At 62.9% G+C, this 17,712-nt stretch carries 12 protein-coding genes; all 12 read right to left on the bottom strand.

Going from position 1 to position 17,712, the window contains the following annotated elements; genetic code table 11:
- Positions 1-33: 33 nt before the first annotated feature.
- The 12 genes from ACR0JC_RS14020 to ACR0JC_RS14075 all read right to left on the bottom strand — a co-directional run bounded on the left by ACR0JC_RS14020 (position 34) and on the right by ACR0JC_RS14075 (position 17,521).
- Positions 34-792, bottom strand: coding sequence for a maleate cis-trans isomerase family protein (locus ACR0JC_RS14020; RefSeq protein WP_170341404.1), 759 nt, complete (start codon positions 790-792; stop codon positions 34-36).
- Positions 789-1,871, bottom strand: coding sequence for a pyridoxal phosphate-dependent aminotransferase (locus ACR0JC_RS14025; RefSeq protein WP_170341406.1), 1,083 nt, complete (start codon positions 1,869-1,871; stop codon positions 789-791). The genes ACR0JC_RS14020 and ACR0JC_RS14025 overlap by 4 nt, the downstream gene beginning before the upstream one ends.
- Positions 1,868-3,517, bottom strand: a complete 1,650-nt coding sequence (locus tag ACR0JC_RS14030) for a hydantoinase B/oxoprolinase family protein (RefSeq protein ID WP_170341408.1) — start codon at positions 3,515-3,517, stop codon at positions 1,868-1,870. Before ACR0JC_RS14030 ends, ACR0JC_RS14025 begins: the two co-directional genes overlap by 4 nt.
- Positions 3,514-5,613 (bottom strand): hydantoinase/oxoprolinase family protein, encoded by a 2,100-nt coding sequence (locus ACR0JC_RS14035; RefSeq protein WP_480763974.1) that lies wholly within the window; start codon positions 5,611-5,613, stop codon positions 3,514-3,516. The genes ACR0JC_RS14030 and ACR0JC_RS14035 overlap by 4 nt, the downstream gene beginning before the upstream one ends.
- Before the next feature lie 226 nt (positions 5,614-5,839).
- Entirely contained in the window at positions 5,840-8,500 is a 2,661-nt protein-coding gene (locus ACR0JC_RS14040; protein WP_170341411.1) for a nitrate reductase, read from the bottom strand.
- Positions 8,500-8,832, bottom strand: a complete 333-nt coding sequence (gene nirD, locus ACR0JC_RS14045; RefSeq protein ID WP_170341413.1) for a nitrite reductase small subunit NirD — start codon at positions 8,830-8,832, stop codon at positions 8,500-8,502. Before nirD ends, ACR0JC_RS14040 begins: the two co-directional genes overlap by 1 nt.
- The gene (nirB, locus tag ACR0JC_RS14050) at positions 8,829-11,264 is read right to left on the bottom strand and encodes a nitrite reductase large subunit NirB (RefSeq protein WP_480763975.1); all 2,436 of its coding nucleotides are present in this window, start codon (positions 11,262-11,264) and stop codon (positions 8,829-8,831) included. The genes nirD and nirB overlap by 4 nt, the downstream gene beginning before the upstream one ends.
- Positions 11,265-11,268: 4 nt before the next feature.
- Positions 11,269-12,948 (bottom strand): ABC transporter ATP-binding protein, encoded by a 1,680-nt coding sequence (locus ACR0JC_RS14055; protein WP_170341417.1) that lies wholly within the window; start codon positions 12,946-12,948, stop codon positions 11,269-11,271.
- Positions 12,949-12,953: 5 nt separating this feature from the next.
- Entirely contained in the window at positions 12,954-14,036 is a 1,083-nt protein-coding gene (locus ACR0JC_RS14060) for an ABC transporter permease (RefSeq protein WP_170341419.1), read from the bottom strand.
- Positions 14,037-14,108: 72 nt separating this feature from the next.
- On the bottom strand, positions 14,109-15,476 hold the full coding sequence (locus ACR0JC_RS14065; protein WP_170341421.1) for a CmpA/NrtA family ABC transporter substrate-binding protein: 1,368 nt from the start codon (positions 15,474-15,476) through the stop codon (positions 14,109-14,111).
- A 294-nt stretch (positions 15,477-15,770) separates the two neighbouring features.
- On the bottom strand, positions 15,771-16,940 hold the full coding sequence (locus ACR0JC_RS14070; RefSeq protein ID WP_170341423.1) for an ABC transporter substrate-binding protein: 1,170 nt from the start codon (positions 16,938-16,940) through the stop codon (positions 15,771-15,773).
- Entirely contained in the window at positions 16,937-17,521 is a 585-nt protein-coding gene (locus ACR0JC_RS14075) for an ANTAR domain-containing response regulator (protein WP_170341425.1), read from the bottom strand. Before ACR0JC_RS14075 ends, ACR0JC_RS14070 begins: the two co-directional genes overlap by 4 nt.
- Positions 17,522-17,712 lie beyond the last annotated feature (191 nt).

Raw genomic sequence — 17,712 nt, forward strand, 5'->3', positions numbered from 1 at the left:
GGCTGAAAATACTGCGCATTCTGGCGCTCGACCTCAGTCTTGCAGGTTCAGCATCAGCCGGCCAAATCCGGCCGGTGGTGTGGTGATCCCGGCCATTTGCATTGCTTGGAATGCCATCGCCTGATTTGAAGTGACGACGGGTTTGCCAACAGTTTTTTCAAGCCGGTCGATGATTTCCATGCTGCGCATGTCCGTACAGGACAAAACCAACACCTCGGCCTCGGGGCAGTCTGCAGCCAAACCCAGGTCAAACACCGCCTGCGGGGTCAGGGCGCCTTGGCCGTAATTGTCCAGCTGGCCTGTCACTTCGGACCGCGACACGGTTGAAATGCCAGTCTCGGCCAGGAACCGGATTGCCAAGTCATTGATGTCCGCGACATAGGGAGAGGCAAAGCCGATACGTGTCGCCCCCAGCGCACGCAGCGCATGCACCAAGGCGCCCGCGGCCGTAACGGTCTGCGCCCCGCTGCTGGTCTTGATACGGTCGGCAAGTTCGCGATCGAAGGCCGGGCCATGGGTCAGCGTTGCCGAGGTACACCCATAAAGAATGACATCCGGCCGGACACCGAGCAAAAGCCTGAGCGGCTCCTCCAGATCGGCAGCGCCAAGACCGTGCATTTGGGCAGCATCGGGTATTTCTTCCTGATCATAGCCACCCATCCGGGCAAAGTGCAGCGAAACGCCCTCGGGCCGCAGCATCGTCATGTCGGGTTCGAGATTGGTGTTCGTGAACGGCACGAGAATACCGAAACGGGCCCGGCCCCTGGATGGGTGGAAATTTGGCTGTGTCATGGCTGAAACTCCTCTGCCCAACGTTCCAGAATCGCGGCCATAAGTTCGAGGTCGGCAGTCTGACCGATGGTGGCACGTAGGCAATTGGCCAGTCCCGCGCCGGATTGCGGCCTCAGGAAAACGCCTTTTTTCCGCAGGGCTTTGTCGGCTCTGGTCGCGGTGGATTGGTCCGCAAAGCGGATCAGAAGAAAGTTGGTATGACTTTTGGGAACGTCGAACCCGGCGGACCGAAGGCGATCGGCGAACCGGTCGCGCAGTTCGACCGTGAGGGCACATGTTTCGTGCATGTAGTCCTGATCGTTCAGTGCGGCCAAGGCGGCCGCCTGTCCGCACACCGACACGTTGTTTGGGTTCATCACCTTGCGTATCTGGACGGCGATCTGCGGTGGGAACAGGCCCCAACCCACGCGAAACCCGGCCAGCCCGTAGGCCTTGGACAGAGTTCGAAGAACGACCGTGTCCCCCCGCGCGACAAGGTCGAACATCGGCTCGTTCAAATCATCGGCGAACTCGCCATAGGCCTCGTCGATCACAAGCAGGGTGTTGTCCCGCAACCCCTCCCGAAGCCGCAGCAGATCGCGGCGGCAGATACGGGTGCCTGTCGGGTTGCCGGGATTGGCTACAAATACCACCCTAGTATCCTGCTGCACGGCTGCCAGAAGCGCGTCGACGGATACGAATCCGTCCACCTCGGCGGCGGTGTCGAAACGGGCGCGAGCCAACTGAGCCACGGTACGAAAAAACGGGTATGCGTTCGCAGGGGCAAGAACGGCGGCGTCTAGTCCGGCAAAGGCAAGCGCCAGACCCGCAATCAACTCCATCGACCCGTTCCCGCACAACACACCTTGCCCGGGCAGATTATGAAGCTCGGCCAGTCGCGCACGCAATGCCGTCCAGTCTGGGTCCGGGTAGAGGTGCCCGTTTGCGGCCGCCTCGGCGACGGCCTGTCCGACCAAGGGACTCGGCGGGCGCAGGCTTTCGTTCTGCGACAGCGACACAAGGCGCTGTCCTGCCGGCGGATCCAGCTGAGCCAACGCGTAAGGTGACATGGCAGCGACATGGGAAACGGGACGGATCATGGCTTTACTCCATAGACATGCTGCGCGGCCCGGGCGCTCACAAGCTCGTCCCGCACATCCTGTCGAACAGCCAAGGGTGACCTTTCATCGGGTGGCCCAAATCCGCCGCCGCCCGGAGTTTGGAAGATCAGCGTTTCGCCGCCGCCAATTCGCACCTCGCCCTTGCCCGGCAAGTCCGGGCCGTCGGGGCCGAGACGGATGCGACCGGGCGCGCCCGCCAGTCCGCCGTGCCGTCCCTTGGCTGGGTTTGCGATGCGTTCGACCGAAAGGAACAGCATAAAATCCTCGCCGGTGGAGGAGCGTATTTCGATGTTCTGCCCCAATCCGCCGCGGAGGCGACCGGGGCCACCGCTGTCCTGGCGCAATTCGCGACGCGTGATCAGGACAGGCGCGACAGCCTCGGTTGTCTCGATCTGGCTGCCCCAGACACCCGAGGGGAAGGCCGTCGCCGACAGGCCATCCAGGCTTGGCCTTGCGCCGGTTCCGCCGCTGAACACCAATTCCAGAGCAAACTGCGTGCCACCGCGGGAAACCGCCTCGGGTGCGTGGCGCAGAGGCAGGTCGTACATGCATGATGCGCCTTCGGCCGGCACGGCGCCCGGCAGAGCCTGCGACAGGCAGCCATAGACCAGATCCGGGGTCATCTGTCCCAACGTATGGCGCATGGCCACCGGAGCGGGTGGCTGCGCATTCAGGATGCAATCCGCCGGTCCCGTCACGTGGAATGGCGCCAAAGAGCCTGCGTTGTTGGGGATGTCTGGGCCGATGATGCAGCGCAGGGCAAATACCGTATAGGCCGTTGCATAGTTGAGCGGCACGTTGATGCCTTTGCGCGACAGGCCCGATGTGCCCGAAAAGTCGACCAGAACCCGGTCATCCTTGATGGTCAGGGCTGCGTGCAAATCGATCTCGCACTCGTATCCATCGACGGTCAGCACATTGTGCCACGTGCCCTTCGGCAGCGCCGAAATGGCCTCGATCGTGCCGCGGCGCGAGGTTTCGATGATGTAATCGGCCAGACTGTCCAAAGTGTCGATGCCAAATTCGACCATCATGTCGGCCAGACGCGCTGCGCCCGTTTCGCAACATGCGATCAATGCGTAGATGTCGCCCTCATTGGCGATGGGCTCGCGCGAGTTGGCTTTGACGATATCCATCAGCAGCGCGTTCAACTGACCTTGGTCGACCAGTTTGCACGGTGGGATTCGAAGCCCCTCATCAAAGATATCCGAGCCTTCGGGACCCATGCCCAAACCGCCAAGGTCGACCAGATGCGAGGTGCAGGCCGTAAACCCAACCACGTTGCCACGATGAAAAACCGGCATCATCAGCAGGAAATCGTTCAAATGGCCGGATGCGATCCAAGGATCATTGGTCAGAAAAATATCGCCCGGCTTCATTTCGGAGCTGGAGTATCGCCCGCACAGGGTCTTAACCGCTTCGGCCATCGTGTTGATGTGGCCCGGCGTTCCGGTAACGGCCTGGGCCAGCATACGGCCGCGTACATCAAAAATGCCGGCGGATATGTCGCCGCATTCACGAACGATCGGAGAAAAGGCGGCGCGGATCAGCGCCTGGCCCTGTTCTTCGACCACCGCTAGCAGCCGGTTCCACATGACCTGCAGACGGGTATTCGTCGTGTTCATTCGGCGTCCTCCTGTATCCGGTTGAGCCAGAGATTGCCGCCGCCATCGACGCTGGCCTGAAAATCCGCGCTGACGAATGTGGTGGTTTGAGGCTCGGTAATCAGCGCCGGTCCGCGCAAGCTATCGCCGGGTTCAAGCCCGGATCGATCGTAGATACCGGCGTCGCACCAATGCCCGCTGACATCACACAGAATGCGTCGATGGCCGTACGGGCGCACCGTGCGCTGGTGGGCTGCGTCAGGAACCCGGCTGAGGGCAGGGGCGGGTGACGACACCTCGACGGACCAGTTGAGAATCTCGATCGACATTCCCGGTACCGCGCGGCGGAACAACCGGCTGTACTCGGATTCGAAATCCCGGCGCAGGGTTTCGATGTCTGCAGGCCCAAGTGCCCGATCCGGAAGCGCGATCTCGATCTCATGACCCTGGCCGTGGTACCGCATGAAAGCCTGTTTTCGGATCGACAACTCGGCTTCAGGTGCACCGGCACGGACCACGGTCAGCGCCTCGGCTGTCATTTCGTCAAAAAAGGCGTTGAGACCGTCGAGATCCGGCTGGTCCAGCGTGGCATAGCGCGACCGGACGATTTCGAAGGCGACCGGCGCATATAGAAATCCGACCGCTGACCCCACGCCCGGGTCCTTCGGGATCACGATTTGGTCGACCTGACATCGCCGGGCCACTCGCGTTGCGTGCAATGGCCCATTGCCGCCAAAGGCGATCATCACTCGGGTTGCCAACTCTTTTCCGGACTCGACCGCATGCATCCGACCTGCGGCGGCCATGCTTTCGTCGACGATTTCGCTGAGACCACGTGCGGCCAGGTCCGGTGCCAGGTCCAGCGCGCTCCCGATTTCCACGGTGATGGCCTGTTCGGCGGCAGCTGTGTCAATCGTCAGTCGGCCTTCGGCAAACCGGCCGGGTTCGATCAGGCCCTGCACCACATCGGCGTCTGTCACGGTCGCCGCCCTGCCGCCATTGCCGAAGGCGGCAGGGCCTGGCTGTGCGCCGGCACTTTCGGGGCCAACCTGCAGGCGGCCCAGCCGATCGACCCTGGCAATCGAGCCGCCGCCTGCGCCGATTTCGATCATCTCGATCACGGGGACGCGCACCGGCATGCCTGAACCTTTGATGAAGCGCGCGGCCCTTGCGATTTCGAACCTGCGCGCTGTCTGCGGGCGGAAAGCATTAATCAGGCACAGCTTGGCCGTCGTCCCCCCCATGTCAAAGCTGGTTACGGCGCGCGCACCGGTTTCAGCCGCGATCCGTGCGGCAAGGATAGCCCCGCCGGCCGGGCCGGATTCGACCAACCGGATCGGCAGGCGGGCGGCCGTTTCCAATGTTGTCATGCCACCGCCGGCCGTCATCATAAGAATGGGACAGGTCAGCCCCTCTGCGGCGAAGCGGGATTGGAACTCGGCCAGATACCCGGCCATCTGGGGCTGGATATAGGCGTTGGCGATGGTGGTGCACAGACGGTCAAATTCGCGCGCCTCGGGGCTGACTTCGTGCGAGAGCGAGATGGCTAGGTCGGGGAGCGCCCTGAGCAATTGGTCCCGCAGAGCCAGCTCGTGCTTTGGGTTGGCATAGGAATGCATCAGGCATACCGCCACGGCTTGGGCGTCGCTATCCTCAATCTGGCGTACCAGATCGTCCATTCCGGCGACATCCAGCGGTGTCAGTTCGTCACCACGTGCATCCATGCGCCCGCCGATCGTGAAGGCACGAGCGCGTGGGACCAGCAGGTCGGGCTTGACCAGATTGATGTCATACTGGCTGTAGCGACGTTCATACCCAATCTCGAGTATGTCCCGAAACCCGTCGGTGGTTATTGTCGCGACCGTGGCGCCGCGCCGCTCGATCAGGGCATTGGTGGCCAGAGTGGTGCCGTGAATGAACCCGGAAACCTGCGAGAAACCGGCATTGGCGTCATCCAGAACGCGCTTTGCACCAATCAAGGCGCCGACGGTTGGGTTGTCCGGTGTCGTCGGAGTTTTCGTCGTTGCGAGGATATTGGATTGCCCGTCCATCAGAACGGTATCGGTAAATGTGCCGCCAATATCGACGGCCAGCCGAAGCCCAGCGTGATTGTGCATAAAATGAAGCCATGGGCAGAAGTTTTAGATCGTTTCGGGCTGCTGGTTCAGCATCCGAAGACTGCGAAAAAACCCGTCCCTCGTCAGACGACGAGGTTGCAACCGGTTGCCCGGCGGCCTTGGGTATCTTTGGTGCAGTCAATCACGGCTTGATCACTCTGGTTGTCGATCCGATGGAAAAATGCTGCCCATAGCGGGATCACCTGTCAACAGAAATGCGACCGGGCTAGGCGACGTCTCCCTGCAATTGACGGCTTAGGTTGTCCGCGGCATCCGGGGAATACCGGTCGATCAGGGCACCCAATTCAGGCCGGCAAGACCCGCAATTTGTTCCGGCGCTCAACGCCGCGCCGATAGCGTCGACACTGATCGCTTTCCCGCACGAGATCGCGTCAACGATCGTCTTCAACCCGACGCCAAAACAGGCGCAGATGATCGGTCCGGTGTCCTTGGCATCTGCGGGTGCGCGGCCGGTCAGAACCTGTGCAGGTGGTATGTCCGGCATCGTCGCAAGATAGTCCCGCATCAGGGGCAGGGGGCGTGGCGACACGAACAGTGCCGCTTGCGTGCATCCGTTCTGCGACAACGCAATGCGAAATGACCCGCGGGCCGGATCACCTGCCGAGACCGCGTCCGCATCGGTCAGCGCAAACCACTCGCGGGCGGTTTGTTCCCAATCCTGTATCCGGGCATGATCAGCCAGCTCTGTCCGGTAACCGTTGTCCGTTCGGACCGTCGCGCGGTAGGCGACCGAGGGTTTCAGGGGTTTCCTGGAGACGGCAAAGGCGTACCACGCTGCCTGCATGACCGAGATCGAAACGGGTGTGGCCTTGCTTTCGGGTTGTCCGGAAAACGGATCAGTGGTGCCGGGAACCAGCATGTCCACCCGGCCCGAAGGGGCCGTTTCCGCAGTCCAATGGATGGGAGCAAAGACGTGACCGATGCGAACATCTTGGGTGATGCGCGCGCGAAAAATACCACGCCCAGTGCGGCTGGTGACCTCGACAAGGTCGGCGCTGGATATCCCCTTGCGGGCGGCGTCCTGGGGATGAATGTCCACAAACGGCTCGGCCAGATGCGCGGACAGGCGGGCTGAAAGACCGGTCCGGGTCATGGTGTGCCATTGATCCCGTGTGCGTCCGGTGTTCATCACAAAGGGATATTTCGGTCCGGGCAGGGCTGCCGGACGCCGATGAGCAACGGGAACGATCCGGGCCTTCCTGTCGGAGTGAAAGAAGTGTCCGTCACCAAAAAATCTCCCACCTGCACCCTTGCGACCCAATGGCCAGCGGGTGGGTTCCAATTCGGCATAGCCCGCCTCGTCAATGTCGGAGAAGCCCGAAATGTCGAAGTCTTTCCCGAACTGCGCGGCGATTTGGGACATTGCGGCGTATTCCCGGAATATCTCGGCCGGTGAAGCGTAGTCGAACGCGGTTTTCCATCCCATGCGGCGGCCAACTTCGGCCAGGATGTCCCAATCCGGGCGCGCTTGGCCCGGTGACTGCAAAACGGCGCGTTGCCGGCTGATGGTTCGGTCCGAATTCGTGACCGTTCCGTTCTTTTCGGCCCACCCAGCGGCCGGCAACACAACGTCGGCCAGACGCGCCGTATCGGTATTCAACGTCAGATCACTGACGACCGTGAACGGGCAGGCGGCGATTGCGCGGCTGACCCTGTCAGCTTCGGGCATGGTTGCCGCCGGGTTGGTGTGGATGATCCAAAGGGCCTTGATCTGCCCATCTTCGACCGCACGGAACATGTCCACGGCCTTCAGCCCCGGAGACTGCGGTATTGCAGGGGATTGCCAATACGCCTGAACCGCGGCGCGATGATCGGCGTTTTCGATGTCCAGATGGCAAGCCAGCGTGTTGGCCAGACCACCCACTTCGCGCCCGCCCATCGCGTTGGGTTGGCCGGTGACCGAGAACGGGCCCATTCCCGGCCGCCCGATCCGACCGGTGGCCAGATGGCAGTTCAGGATGGCGTTGACCTTGTCAGTCCCGCTGGAAGATTGGTTCACTCCCTGGCTGAAGAGCGTCACCACGCGCGGGGTATTGATCCATAGATCGAAAAATGCGGCGCGTTTTTCGGCGGTCAGGCCGGTTTCCGAGATCTGGTCGTTTCCGGCCGTTTCCAGAGCGGCTTCCAGACCCGAGGTTTGCTCCGAGAAGTCCGGGTCCACGGCCCCGCGCCGATGAATCTCGGTCAGCAGCCCGTTGAACAGCGCCACGTCGCTGCCCGGGTTCAGCGCCAGATGCAGATCGGCCTGATCGCAGCTGGCGGTGCGCCGCGGGTCGATCACCACGATCCGGGTGCCGCGCGCCTGCCTTGCCGCCAGAACGCGCTGGTACAGAACCGGGTGGCACCACGCCAGGTTCGACCCGACCAGCACCACCAGATCGGCCTGGTCCAGATCCTCGTAGGTGCCGGGCACGGTGTCGGTGCCAAAGGCCCGCTTGTGCCCGGCCACGGTCGAGGCCATGCACAGCCGCGAATTAGTGTCGATATTGGCCGATCCGATGAAGCCCTTCATCAGCTTGTTGGCCACGTAGTAATCCTCGGTCAGCAACTGCCCTGAGACATAGAAGGCCACGCTGTCGGGACCATGCGCCGCAATCGTTTCGCGGAACCTGTCGGCCACCAGCTGCAGGGCGTCGTCCCAGCCCACGTCCCTGCCAAAGGCGCGCGGGGTCAGCAGGCGGTGCTCCAGCCCGACCGTTTCACCCAAAGCTGTGCCCTTGGAACACAACCGTCCGAAATTCGCCGGGTGGTCCGGGTCGCCCCGCACGGTCAGACCTCCCGCCCCGTCCGGGCGCAGCAGCACGCCGCAGCCCACGCCGCAATAGGCGCAGGTGGATCGCACCTCGGGCAGGTTCGAGCCGTCCATCACGCGGCGCTCCGCTCGGTGACGGCGCGGGCGTCCAGCAGGATGCGCCCGCCCTCCAGCCGAACCGGATAGGTGGTGATCCGGCCTTCATCCGCGCCTTGGGCCTCGCCCGTATTCAGGTCGAACACCCAGTTGTGCAGCGGGCAGGTCACCGACTGGCCATGCACGATGCCTTCGGACAGCGGGCCGCCCTGGTGGGGGCAGGCATTGCTGGCCGCGAACAGTTCGGCCTCGGCCGTGCGGAAGATGGCGATGCAGCCAAGACGGGTTTTCACCAGACGCGCGCCACGCAGCGGCACGTCGTCGATATGTCCGATGTCGATCCAGCTCATTCCGCGGCCTCCAGGGTGAAATCTGCAATCGGGGCATAGCTCGGCGCCTTGTCGCGCACATGCTCGGCCCAGGGATCCTTGCGATAGATGCTCTGCGACAGTTCGAACCGCTCGACCAATGCCCGACGGTTTTCGAGGTCGTCGACCACATTGGCCCTGACCCAGTCCATGCCGACCTTGGCCAGCCATTTGTACAACCGGTCCAGATACTTGCCGCCCTCGCGATAGGCCTGGGTGACGGCCATCACAACCTCGATCGCCTCGTCCTCGGTCGGGACCTGGCAGAGCAGCTCGGTTTCCTTGACGTCCATCCCGGCCGCCCCGCCGATACCGATCTGATAGCCCGAGTCCACGCAGACTACGCCGATATCCTTGCAGGTCGCCTCGGCACAGTTGCGCGGGCAACCCGAGACCGCGAGCTTGAGCTTGTGCGGTGTCCACGAGCCCCACAGGATCTGTTCCAGCTTGATGCCAAGGCCGGTGCTGTCCTGGGTTCCGAAGCGGCAGTGATCGGTGCCGACACAGGTTTTGACCGTACGCAAACCCTTGGAATAAGCGTGCCCCGAGACCAGGCCGGCCTTGTTCAGGTCGGCCCAGATGGCGGGCAGGTCCTCGCCCTTGACGCCCAGCAGGTCGATGCGCTGACCGCCGGTGACCTTGACGGTGGGCACGTCATATTTCTCGGCCGCGTCGGCGATGGCGCGCAGCTCGGCCGGGTTGGTGATGCCGCCCCACATGCGGGGCACGACGCTGAAGGTGCCGTCCTTCTGGATGTTGGCGTGTTTGCGTTCGTTGACGAACCGGCTTTGCGGGTCATCACGGTATTCCAGCGGCCAGTCGGCCAGCAGATAATAGTTGATCGCCGGCCGGCAGACATGGCAGCCATTGGGCGTTTCCCAGCCCAGCTCCTGCCAGACTGCGGCCTGGCTTTTCAGCTCTTGCGCCTTGATCAGGCGGCGCACGTCCTCGTGGGTCAGGTCAGTGCACCCGCAGATCGGTTGCGCCGCCGGCATCTGGAACTCATCGCCAAGCGTGACCCGCAGGACCTGTTCGACCAGACCCGTGCACGTTCCGCAGGATGCGCTGGCCTTGGTGCTGGCGCGCACGGCGGCCAGATCGGTGGCCCCGGCGGCGATCGCCTCGACGATGGTGCCCTTGCATACGCCGTTGCAGCCGCAGATCTCCGCCTCAGGCGGCAATGCTGCAACGGCTGAGAGAGGGTCCGCGGTGTCGCCCCCCTGGTAGGCCGGGCCAAAGATCAGCGTGTCACGCATCTCGTCGATGTCGGTGCCGTCCTTGATCAGGCCGAAAAACCAGCTGCCATCGGCGGTGTCGCCATACATGACCGCGCCGATCAGGCGGTCGTCTTCGATCACCAGCCGCTTGTAGACCCCGCGCGCCGGATCGCGGAACACGATGTCCTCGCGTCCCTCGCCGTCGGCGAAGTCTCCGGCGCTGAACAGATCGCAGCCGGTGACCTTCAGCTTGGTGGCCAGTTCCTTGACCACGAAGGCATCGGGCTGGCCCAGCAGGGTATTGGCCACGACCTTGGCCTGATCGTAAAGCGGCGCCACCAGGCCGAACAGGTGGCCGTCGAATTCGACGCATTCGCCCACGGCCAGCACATCCGGATCCGAGCTCTGCATCTGCGCGTTCACCTCGATCCCGCGGGCCACGTCCAGCCCGGCATCGGTGGCCAGCCGGGTTTCGGGGCGGATGCCGACGGCCATCACCACCAGATCGGCGGGCAGCGTCTCGCCGCTTTCCAGCAGCACCGCCTCGGCACGCCCTTCGCCCAGAATGGCCTTGGTCGAGGCCTGGGTCCGCACGGTGATCCCCCGCCTTTCCAGATCCTTGCGCAGCAGGTATCCGGCGGCCTCGTCCAGCTGCCGTTCCATCAGGTGGCCCATCAGGTGCACCACGGTGACGGTCATGCCGCGCTCGGCCAGCCCCGCCGCGGCCTCGAGCCCCAGAAGCCCGCCGCCAATCACCACCGCGTTGCCACCCTTGGCGGCCGCGTCGATCATCGCGTTGGTGTCGTCCAGATCGCGATAGGAGATGACGCCGGGCAGGTCCTTGCCCGGAACCGGAATGATGAACGGGGCAGAGCCGGTGGCAATCAGCAGCTTGTCATAAGGGACATGGCCGTTTTCGCCCTCGACCACCTTCGTCTCGCGGTCGATCTTCACCACATGCTCGCCAAAGCGGCAAGAGATGCCCCGCTGCGCGTACCAGTCGCCGTCATGGGTGACGATGTCCTCATAGGTCTTCTCGCCCGACAGAACCGGGCTGAGCATGATGCGGTTGTAGTTTCCGCGCGGTTCAGCGTTGAACAGGGTGATGTCGAACGCATCGGGCGCGGTCTCGGTCAGATGTTCAAGCACGCGGCCCGACGCCATCCCGGCACCGATCACGACAAGTTTCTGTTTCATGGGGTCACTCCGCTGCAATGGCCTTGGGGGCGGGCGATTTCGGCTTGGCGCCGTGTTCGTATTCTTCGAGGAAATCCAGCACTTCCTGCCGGTAGGCGTAATAGTCGGGATGTTCGAGCAACGCCTTGCGGGTGCGCGGGCGGGGCAGGTCCACGCGGGTGATCTTGCCGATCGTGGCCTGCGGGCCGTTGGTCATCATCACCACCCGGTCGGCCAGCAGGATCGCCTCGTCCACGTCATGGGTGACGCAGATCGCGGTGACCTTGGTGCGCGACCAGACCTCCATCAGCACCTCCTGCAGCTCCCAGCGGGTCAGGCTGTCGAGCATCCCGAAAGGTTCATCCAGCAGCAGCAGCTTGGGCGACAGGGCAAAGGCGCGGGCGATGCCGACGCGCTGTCTCATGCCGTTTGACAGGTCGCTGGCCTGCTTGTCCATCGCATCGGCCAGACCGACGCGTTCCAGGTAGTATTCCACCACGTCCTGCCGCTCGGCCTGGCTGGCGTTCGGATAGACCTTGTCGACCCCGATCGCCACGTTCTCTTTCGCGGACAGCCACGGGAACAGGTTGGGCGACTGGAACACCACCGCGCGTTCAGGGTCGGCGCCTTCGACGTGGCGGCCATCCAGCTTGATCGCGCCCTTGGAAATCTCGTTCAGCCCCGCCGCCATGGTCAGCACCGTGGATTTGCCACAGCCCGAATGGCCGATCAGCGAGATGAACTCGCCCTTGTCGATCTTCAGGTCGAAATCCTCGACCACGGTCAGCGGCCCCTTGGGCGTGGGATAGACCTTGTGCAGTTGCGAGAAATCTAAAAAACGGCTGTCGATCATGCCCTTCTGTGCCTCGGTCACGGCGGCGGGCACGCCGTGGATCGGCGTGACCTCGGGCAGAATGCGGGTGCCTTCGACCTTGGCCTCGATCCCCACATCCATCAGGTATTTGGTGACCTCGGCGCGCAGGCGCTTGAAGGTTTCATCGGTGTTCATCGCCGCCCGGTCGCGCGGGCGCGGGATCGTGACGCGGAACTCCTGCCCCAGCGTGCCGTCGGGGTTCAGGGCGATGATCCGGTCGGCCAGGATGATTGCCTCGTCCACGTCATTGGTGATCAGCACGCAGGTCTTGCGGTCAGCTTCCCAGATGCGCTCGATCTCGTCGGCCAGGTTGGCGCGGGTCAGCGCGTCCAGCGCCGACAACGGCTCGTCCAGCAACAAGACCTCGGGGTTCATAGCCAGCGCCCGGGCCACGTTGACCCGCTGGCGCATCCCCCCCGACAATTCGGCCGGCCGGCGCGACGCCGCGTGGCTGAGGCCGACCATCTTGACGAAATGGGCTACCTTCGCGGCCTTCTCGGCCTTGGGCAGGCCCGGAAAGACCGTATCGACCGCCAGCCCGACATTGCCGCTGACCGTCAGCCACGGCATCAGCGAGTAGTTCTGAAAGATCACGCCGCGTTCCGGCCCCGGCCCCTTGATCGGCGCGCCCTTGAAGGTGACCTGCCCGCGGCTAGGCATGTCCAGCCCGGCCATCAGGTTGATCAGCGTGGTCTTGCCGGTGCCGGAAAAGCCCAGGATCACCAGGAACTCGCCCTCCTGCACCTGCAGGTCGATACCGTTCAGAACGTCGGTGCGCCCGGTGCCTTCGCCGAAGGATTTCGAGACGTTTTCGAAACTGAGGATGCTCATCACGCTCACCGGTTGTTGGTAAAGGTAAACAGGGACTGCAGCGCGTACATCACCCGGTCCAGCAGGAAGCCGATGATGCCGATGGTAAAGACCGCCACCATGATCCGGGCCAGCGAGCTGGACGAGCCGTTCTGAAACTCGTCCCAGACGAATTTGCCCAGGCCCGGGTTCTGCGCCAACATCTCGGCCGCGATCAGGACCATCCAACCCACGCCCAGCGACAGGCGCAGCCCGGTGAAGATCAGCGGCAGCGCCGAGGGCAGCACCAGCTTGGTGATCTTGGTCCAGGTGTTCATCTTCAGAACCTTGGACACGTTCACCAGATCCTTGTCGATCGAGGCCACGCCCAACGAGGTGTTGATCAGCGTGGGCCACAGCGAACACAGAGTCACCGTGATGGCCGAGATCAGGAAGGATTTCGCGAACCAGCCGTCATTGGTGACATAGACGGCCGAGACGATCATCGTCACGATCGGCAGCCAGGCCAGCGGCGAGACCGGCTTGAACACTTGGATCAACGGGTTCAGCGCTGCGTTTGCGGTAGGCGACAGCCCCGCCGCGATGCCTAGCGGCACCGCCACGACCGTGGCGATCAGAAAGCCGAAGAACACGGTTTTGATCGAGGTCCAGATCTGCTGGTAGTAGGACGGCGCGCCGGTATAGGCGACCTGCTTGGCCTCGTCCGCGCGTCCGGCCTCGATCAACTTCTGGTTCCGCTTTTCGACCATCGCCTCGAACTTGGCGCGTTTGGCGGCCTTGGCCTGAGCGTCCTGATTCAGGTTGACCATTTCCTCCCAGACCTGCGCCGGGCCGGGTACCGCCCCAAGCGAGGTCTGCACCTTGGGCGCCAGCGTCGCCCACAGCAGAAGAAAGGCGCAGATCGACAGGATTGGCACGATCAGCAGCCGCCAGATCTCGGCCATCTGGGCGCGGGGATTGTCGCCGGCGGCGGCCTTCAGAACCGGGGTGGCCCAGCTGAGACCCAGCACCTGGAACCATTTGTCGGCGGCGTTGATGCGGGTGAATAGACGGGCGCGGCGCGCGTCCCGTGCGGCGTCTGCGTTGAATTCCGGATCGACCGTTGTCATCTGATGCGTCCTTGCGATGGCGGAGCGTTTCAGGGGCCCTGCCCGACCGCAGCCGGGCAGGGCGGTTCGGGGTCAGCCTTGGACTTCGGTCCCGACGACCTTCTGGTCGCCTTTCAGGCCGATCGGCAAGCTTTCGAGATAGGCGTTCGGCGCGCGGCCATCGAAGGGAATGCCGTCGATGATGTCCTCAGCCGGAGTGGGCGCCTTGTAGCCGTCGCTGTCCCAGGGAAAGTCGGCCTCGTCCGCCAGGCCTTCCTCGACCAGAAGGCGCGCGGCCTGCAGGTAGATCCCGGGCTTGTAGACCGACTTGGCGACCTCATCATACCAGCTGTCTGCCTTGGCTTCGGGGATCTGCCCCCAGCGGCGCATCTGGGTCAGGTACCAGACCGCGTCGGAATAGAACGGATAGGTCGCGTTGTACCGGAAGAACACGTTGAAATCGGGCACCTCGCGCTTGTCGCCCTTTTCGTATTCGAACGTGCCGGTCATCGAGTTGGCGATCACCTCGTAATCGGCCCCCACATATTCCGGGCGGCTGAGGATCTCGACCGCCTCGGGACGGTTGGCATTGTCGTTCTCGTCCAGCCACATCGCCGCACGGATCAGCGCCTTGGTCACGGCCAAGGTCGTGTTCGGGTATTGCTCGGCGAATTCGGCGGTGATGCCGAATACCTTTTCAGGGTTGTTCTTCCACAGCTCGTAATCGGTGATGACCGGAACGCCGATGCCCTTGAACACCGCCTGCTGGTTCCACGGCTCGCCCACGCAATAGCCATGGATCGTGCCGGCCTCGAGCGTGGCGGGCATCTGCGGCGGCGGTGTGACCGACAGGAACACGTCCGCGCCGATCTGGCCGGTCACGTTTTCAGGGCTGTAATAGCCCGGGTTCAGGCCCCCGGCGGCCAGCCAGTAGCGCAGCTCGTAATTGTGGGTCGAAACCGGGAACACCATGCCCATGTTGAAGGGCTTGCCCTCGGCATTGTACTTCTCGACCACCGGAGCCAGTGCCTCGGCGCTGATCGGGTGCTGCGGGCGGCCATCGTCCATTACCGGGATGTTGGGTTTCATCTCTGCCCAGACCTCGTTGGATACCGTGATGCCGTTGCCGTTCAGGTCCATCGAAAAAGGCGTGATGATATGCGCCTCGGTTCCATAGCCGATGGTCGCCGCCAGCGGTTGACCGGCCAGCATATGCGCACCGTCCAGCTGGCCGCCGATCACGCCGTCCAGCAGAACCTTCCAGTTGGCCTGCGCCTCGAGCGTCACGAACAGGCCCTCGTCCAGGAAATACCCCTGCTCATAGGCAACGGCCAGCGGCGCCATGTCGGTCAGCTTGATGAAGCCGAAGGTCAGTTCGTCCTTTTCCAGCTCCAGCATTTCTGCGGTGGCCGGCGCAACAAGGGCTGTCGTCGCAACAAGACTCAGAATGAGTTTTTTCATCTTTGTTCCTTTCGGTCCGGCCCAAACCGGGCTGGGTGGCGACCCGAGCAACGTTCGGGCCAAAAAAAAGCCGCCGACACACACCGCCGGAAGGAGAAGGCGGTTGGTCGAGCGGCTTTGCTCAGAAGTTTTGCCCAAGACATCAGGCGAATTCCTACGGTGGGCGACGTTGCCTGCCGTTGTCCTGATAAAGGCACCGGTGAGCAGATGAGTCATCCGAAATTGACGGCCATCAGGTGAAAATTCTGCAACGCAGCATAATTTGACGCTGCAGTGCAAAAAAATTAGGCGCACTTACTGGGAAGGCTCAAAAATCCGACTGTCGAAAAAGACGTTTTGCGGCAACATCAACTTTCCACCCGGGCCGGACACTAGCGTCGGGTCGTTGCCGGCACCCTCGGGCTTTTCAGAATCGGCGGGCATGACAACACCGATTCCCTGCAGCTCGCGCCGATACAGGTCACTTTGGAACACATCGGCTGCCGTACGCTCGGCATCTGACGGATCCAGTCCATATCTTCGCGCCATGTGATGCGCGATCCATTTGGCCTGACTGCGCCAAGGAAAGCCCGTTGCGCCTTCATGAAAAGTGACAAACCGGTCGACCTGACGCTGGTCTCCGCGCGCTGAAATCGCAAATTGACCGGTCAATGCCCGGTCGACCAGGTCCGCGGGAACATCCAGATAGAGCCTTTGCGCCAGCATCTCCGACGCCGTGGTCAGGCTCTCGGGATTTGAAAGCCACCGGCCCGCCCGCCAGATCGCCCGCAGCAGCGCGCCCGTCAGATGTGGTTCCGTCTGTGCCCAATCCGTTCGCACGGCCAATACCTTTTCCGGGGCACAGGACCAGATCGCGTTCCCCGGCAGCAGAAGCGCACCCACCCGGTCGTCGACGGAAAACGACCCCCACGGCTCACCCACGCAGAAAGCATCGATCTCACCGGCGGCCAGGGCCTGGGCCATCAACGGTGGGGGAACGGTGCGGATCTCAACCTGGGTCGAGGCGAGTTCCGTACCGCTGACCCAATATCGCAGCAGTTCCACATGCATGGAAAACGGAAACGGAACCCCGAAGGTCAGCGTTCCACCGGCCGCCTTTGCCAAGGCCGCTCCGGCCGCAAAAGCATCGCTGAAATCGAAGGCATAGCCATTTTCGCGTAGCCGCGCTTCCAGTTGGCGGCCGACGCCGATCACGTTTCCATTTACCGACAGGACCGATACGGCCGAAAGGGGCGTGACGATCCCCCCAAGCCCCAGCGCCATGGCCACCGGGACAGGGGACAGCAGATGCGCCGCATCAACATGTCCGAAGGCCAGCATGTCCCGCAACGAGGACCAGGACGGGGCAGGGCGCAGGTCCAAAGAGATGCCTTCGGCCTGATCATATCCCATCTCGTGCGCCACGATCAGGGGGGCTGCATCGACCAACGGCATATAGGCCGCTCGGAGCGAGACCGCCCTCATGACAACAGCCCCGAAGCGGTCACCAATGCCTCGGCCACATCGGCCACCCGGCGGTTCTGATTCATGGCGGTCTTGCGCAGCAGGGCATAAGCTTCATCTTCCTGAATGCCCTTTGCTTTCATCAACAGCCCTTTCGCGCGGTCGATCACCTTGCGCTCTTCCAATGCGCGTCTCGTTTCGGCCAACTCGGTCCGCATTTGGCGCAGTACTTGGAAACGGGCGATGGCGGTGTCGATGATGGGCTTGACCCTTTCGGGATGCAGACCGTCGACGACATAGGCCGAGACACCTGCTTCGACCGCAGCTTTGGACAGGCCGCCTGCAGCCCCGGATACGAACATGGCAACCGGCCGCTCCATCGGGCCGGAGGCGGTTGTCAGTTCTTCAAGCATGTCCCGAGATGGATTGTCGATGTCGATCAGAACGACATCGGGATTGTGGACAGCAATCTTGCGCGGCAATTCAGACACGCCATCGATCACGTGCGCCTCGACGCTCCCCGCCGCTTTCAGGGCCTCGAGGATCGCATCGGCGCGGTCCGGGTTCTGTTCGACTACAACAACGGTCAACGTTTGGTTCATAACATCGAACTGACCAAGCAGGCAGAGCGAGGCAATGCCACCCTCGGAGCGCTGCGCTCAATTCCCTGGGAAGCGCCTATCCAGATGGCAGATCGTGCGCGGATGCCGAATAATTCATCACGTTGCTGCCCCGGACATGTTTGGAGATACGACCAACCAAAAAAAAGGCGCCACAGGGCGCCTTGTTTTAT

The organism is Ruegeria sp. CH5 (genome assembly GCF_056537025.1).

Bases quoted from the DNA above. Each gene is read 5' to 3' on its own strand.
- ACR0JC_RS14020 (WP_170341404.1), bottom strand. From the start codon at position 792: ATGACACAGCCAAATTTCCACCCATCCAGGGGCCGGGCCCGTTTCGGT.
- ACR0JC_RS14025 (WP_170341406.1), bottom strand. From the start codon at position 1,871: ATGATCCGTCCCGTTTCCCATGTCGCTGCCATGTCACCTTACGCGTTG.
- ACR0JC_RS14030 (WP_170341408.1), bottom strand. From the start codon at position 3,517: ATGAACACGACGAATACCCGTCTGCAGGTCATGTGGAACCGGCTGCTA.
- ACR0JC_RS14035 (WP_480763974.1), bottom strand. From the start codon at position 5,613: ATGCACAATCACGCTGGGCTTCGGCTGGCCGTCGATATTGGCGGCACA.
- ACR0JC_RS14040 (WP_170341411.1), bottom strand. From the start codon at position 8,500: ATGGACGGCTCGAACCTGCCCGAGGTGCGATCCACCTGCGCCTATTGC.
- nirD (WP_170341413.1), bottom strand. From the start codon at position 8,832: ATGAGCTGGATCGACATCGGACATATCGACGACGTGCCGCTGCGTGGC.
- nirB (WP_480763975.1), bottom strand. From the start codon at position 11,264: ATGAAACAGAAACTTGTCGTGATCGGTGCCGGGATGGCGTCGGGCCGC.
- ACR0JC_RS14055 (WP_170341417.1), bottom strand. From the start codon at position 12,948: ATGAGCATCCTCAGTTTCGAAAACGTCTCGAAATCCTTCGGCGAAGGC.
- ACR0JC_RS14060 (WP_170341419.1), bottom strand. From the start codon at position 14,036: ATGACAACGGTCGATCCGGAATTCAACGCAGACGCCGCACGGGACGCG.
- ACR0JC_RS14065 (WP_170341421.1), bottom strand. From the start codon at position 15,476: ATGAAAAAACTCATTCTGAGTCTTGTTGCGACGACAGCCCTTGTTGCG.
- ACR0JC_RS14070 (WP_170341423.1), bottom strand. From the start codon at position 16,940: ATGAGGGCGGTCTCGCTCCGAGCGGCCTATATGCCGTTGGTCGATGCA.
- ACR0JC_RS14075 (WP_170341425.1), bottom strand. From the start codon at position 17,521: ATGAACCAAACGTTGACCGTTGTTGTAGTCGAACAGAACCCGGACCGC.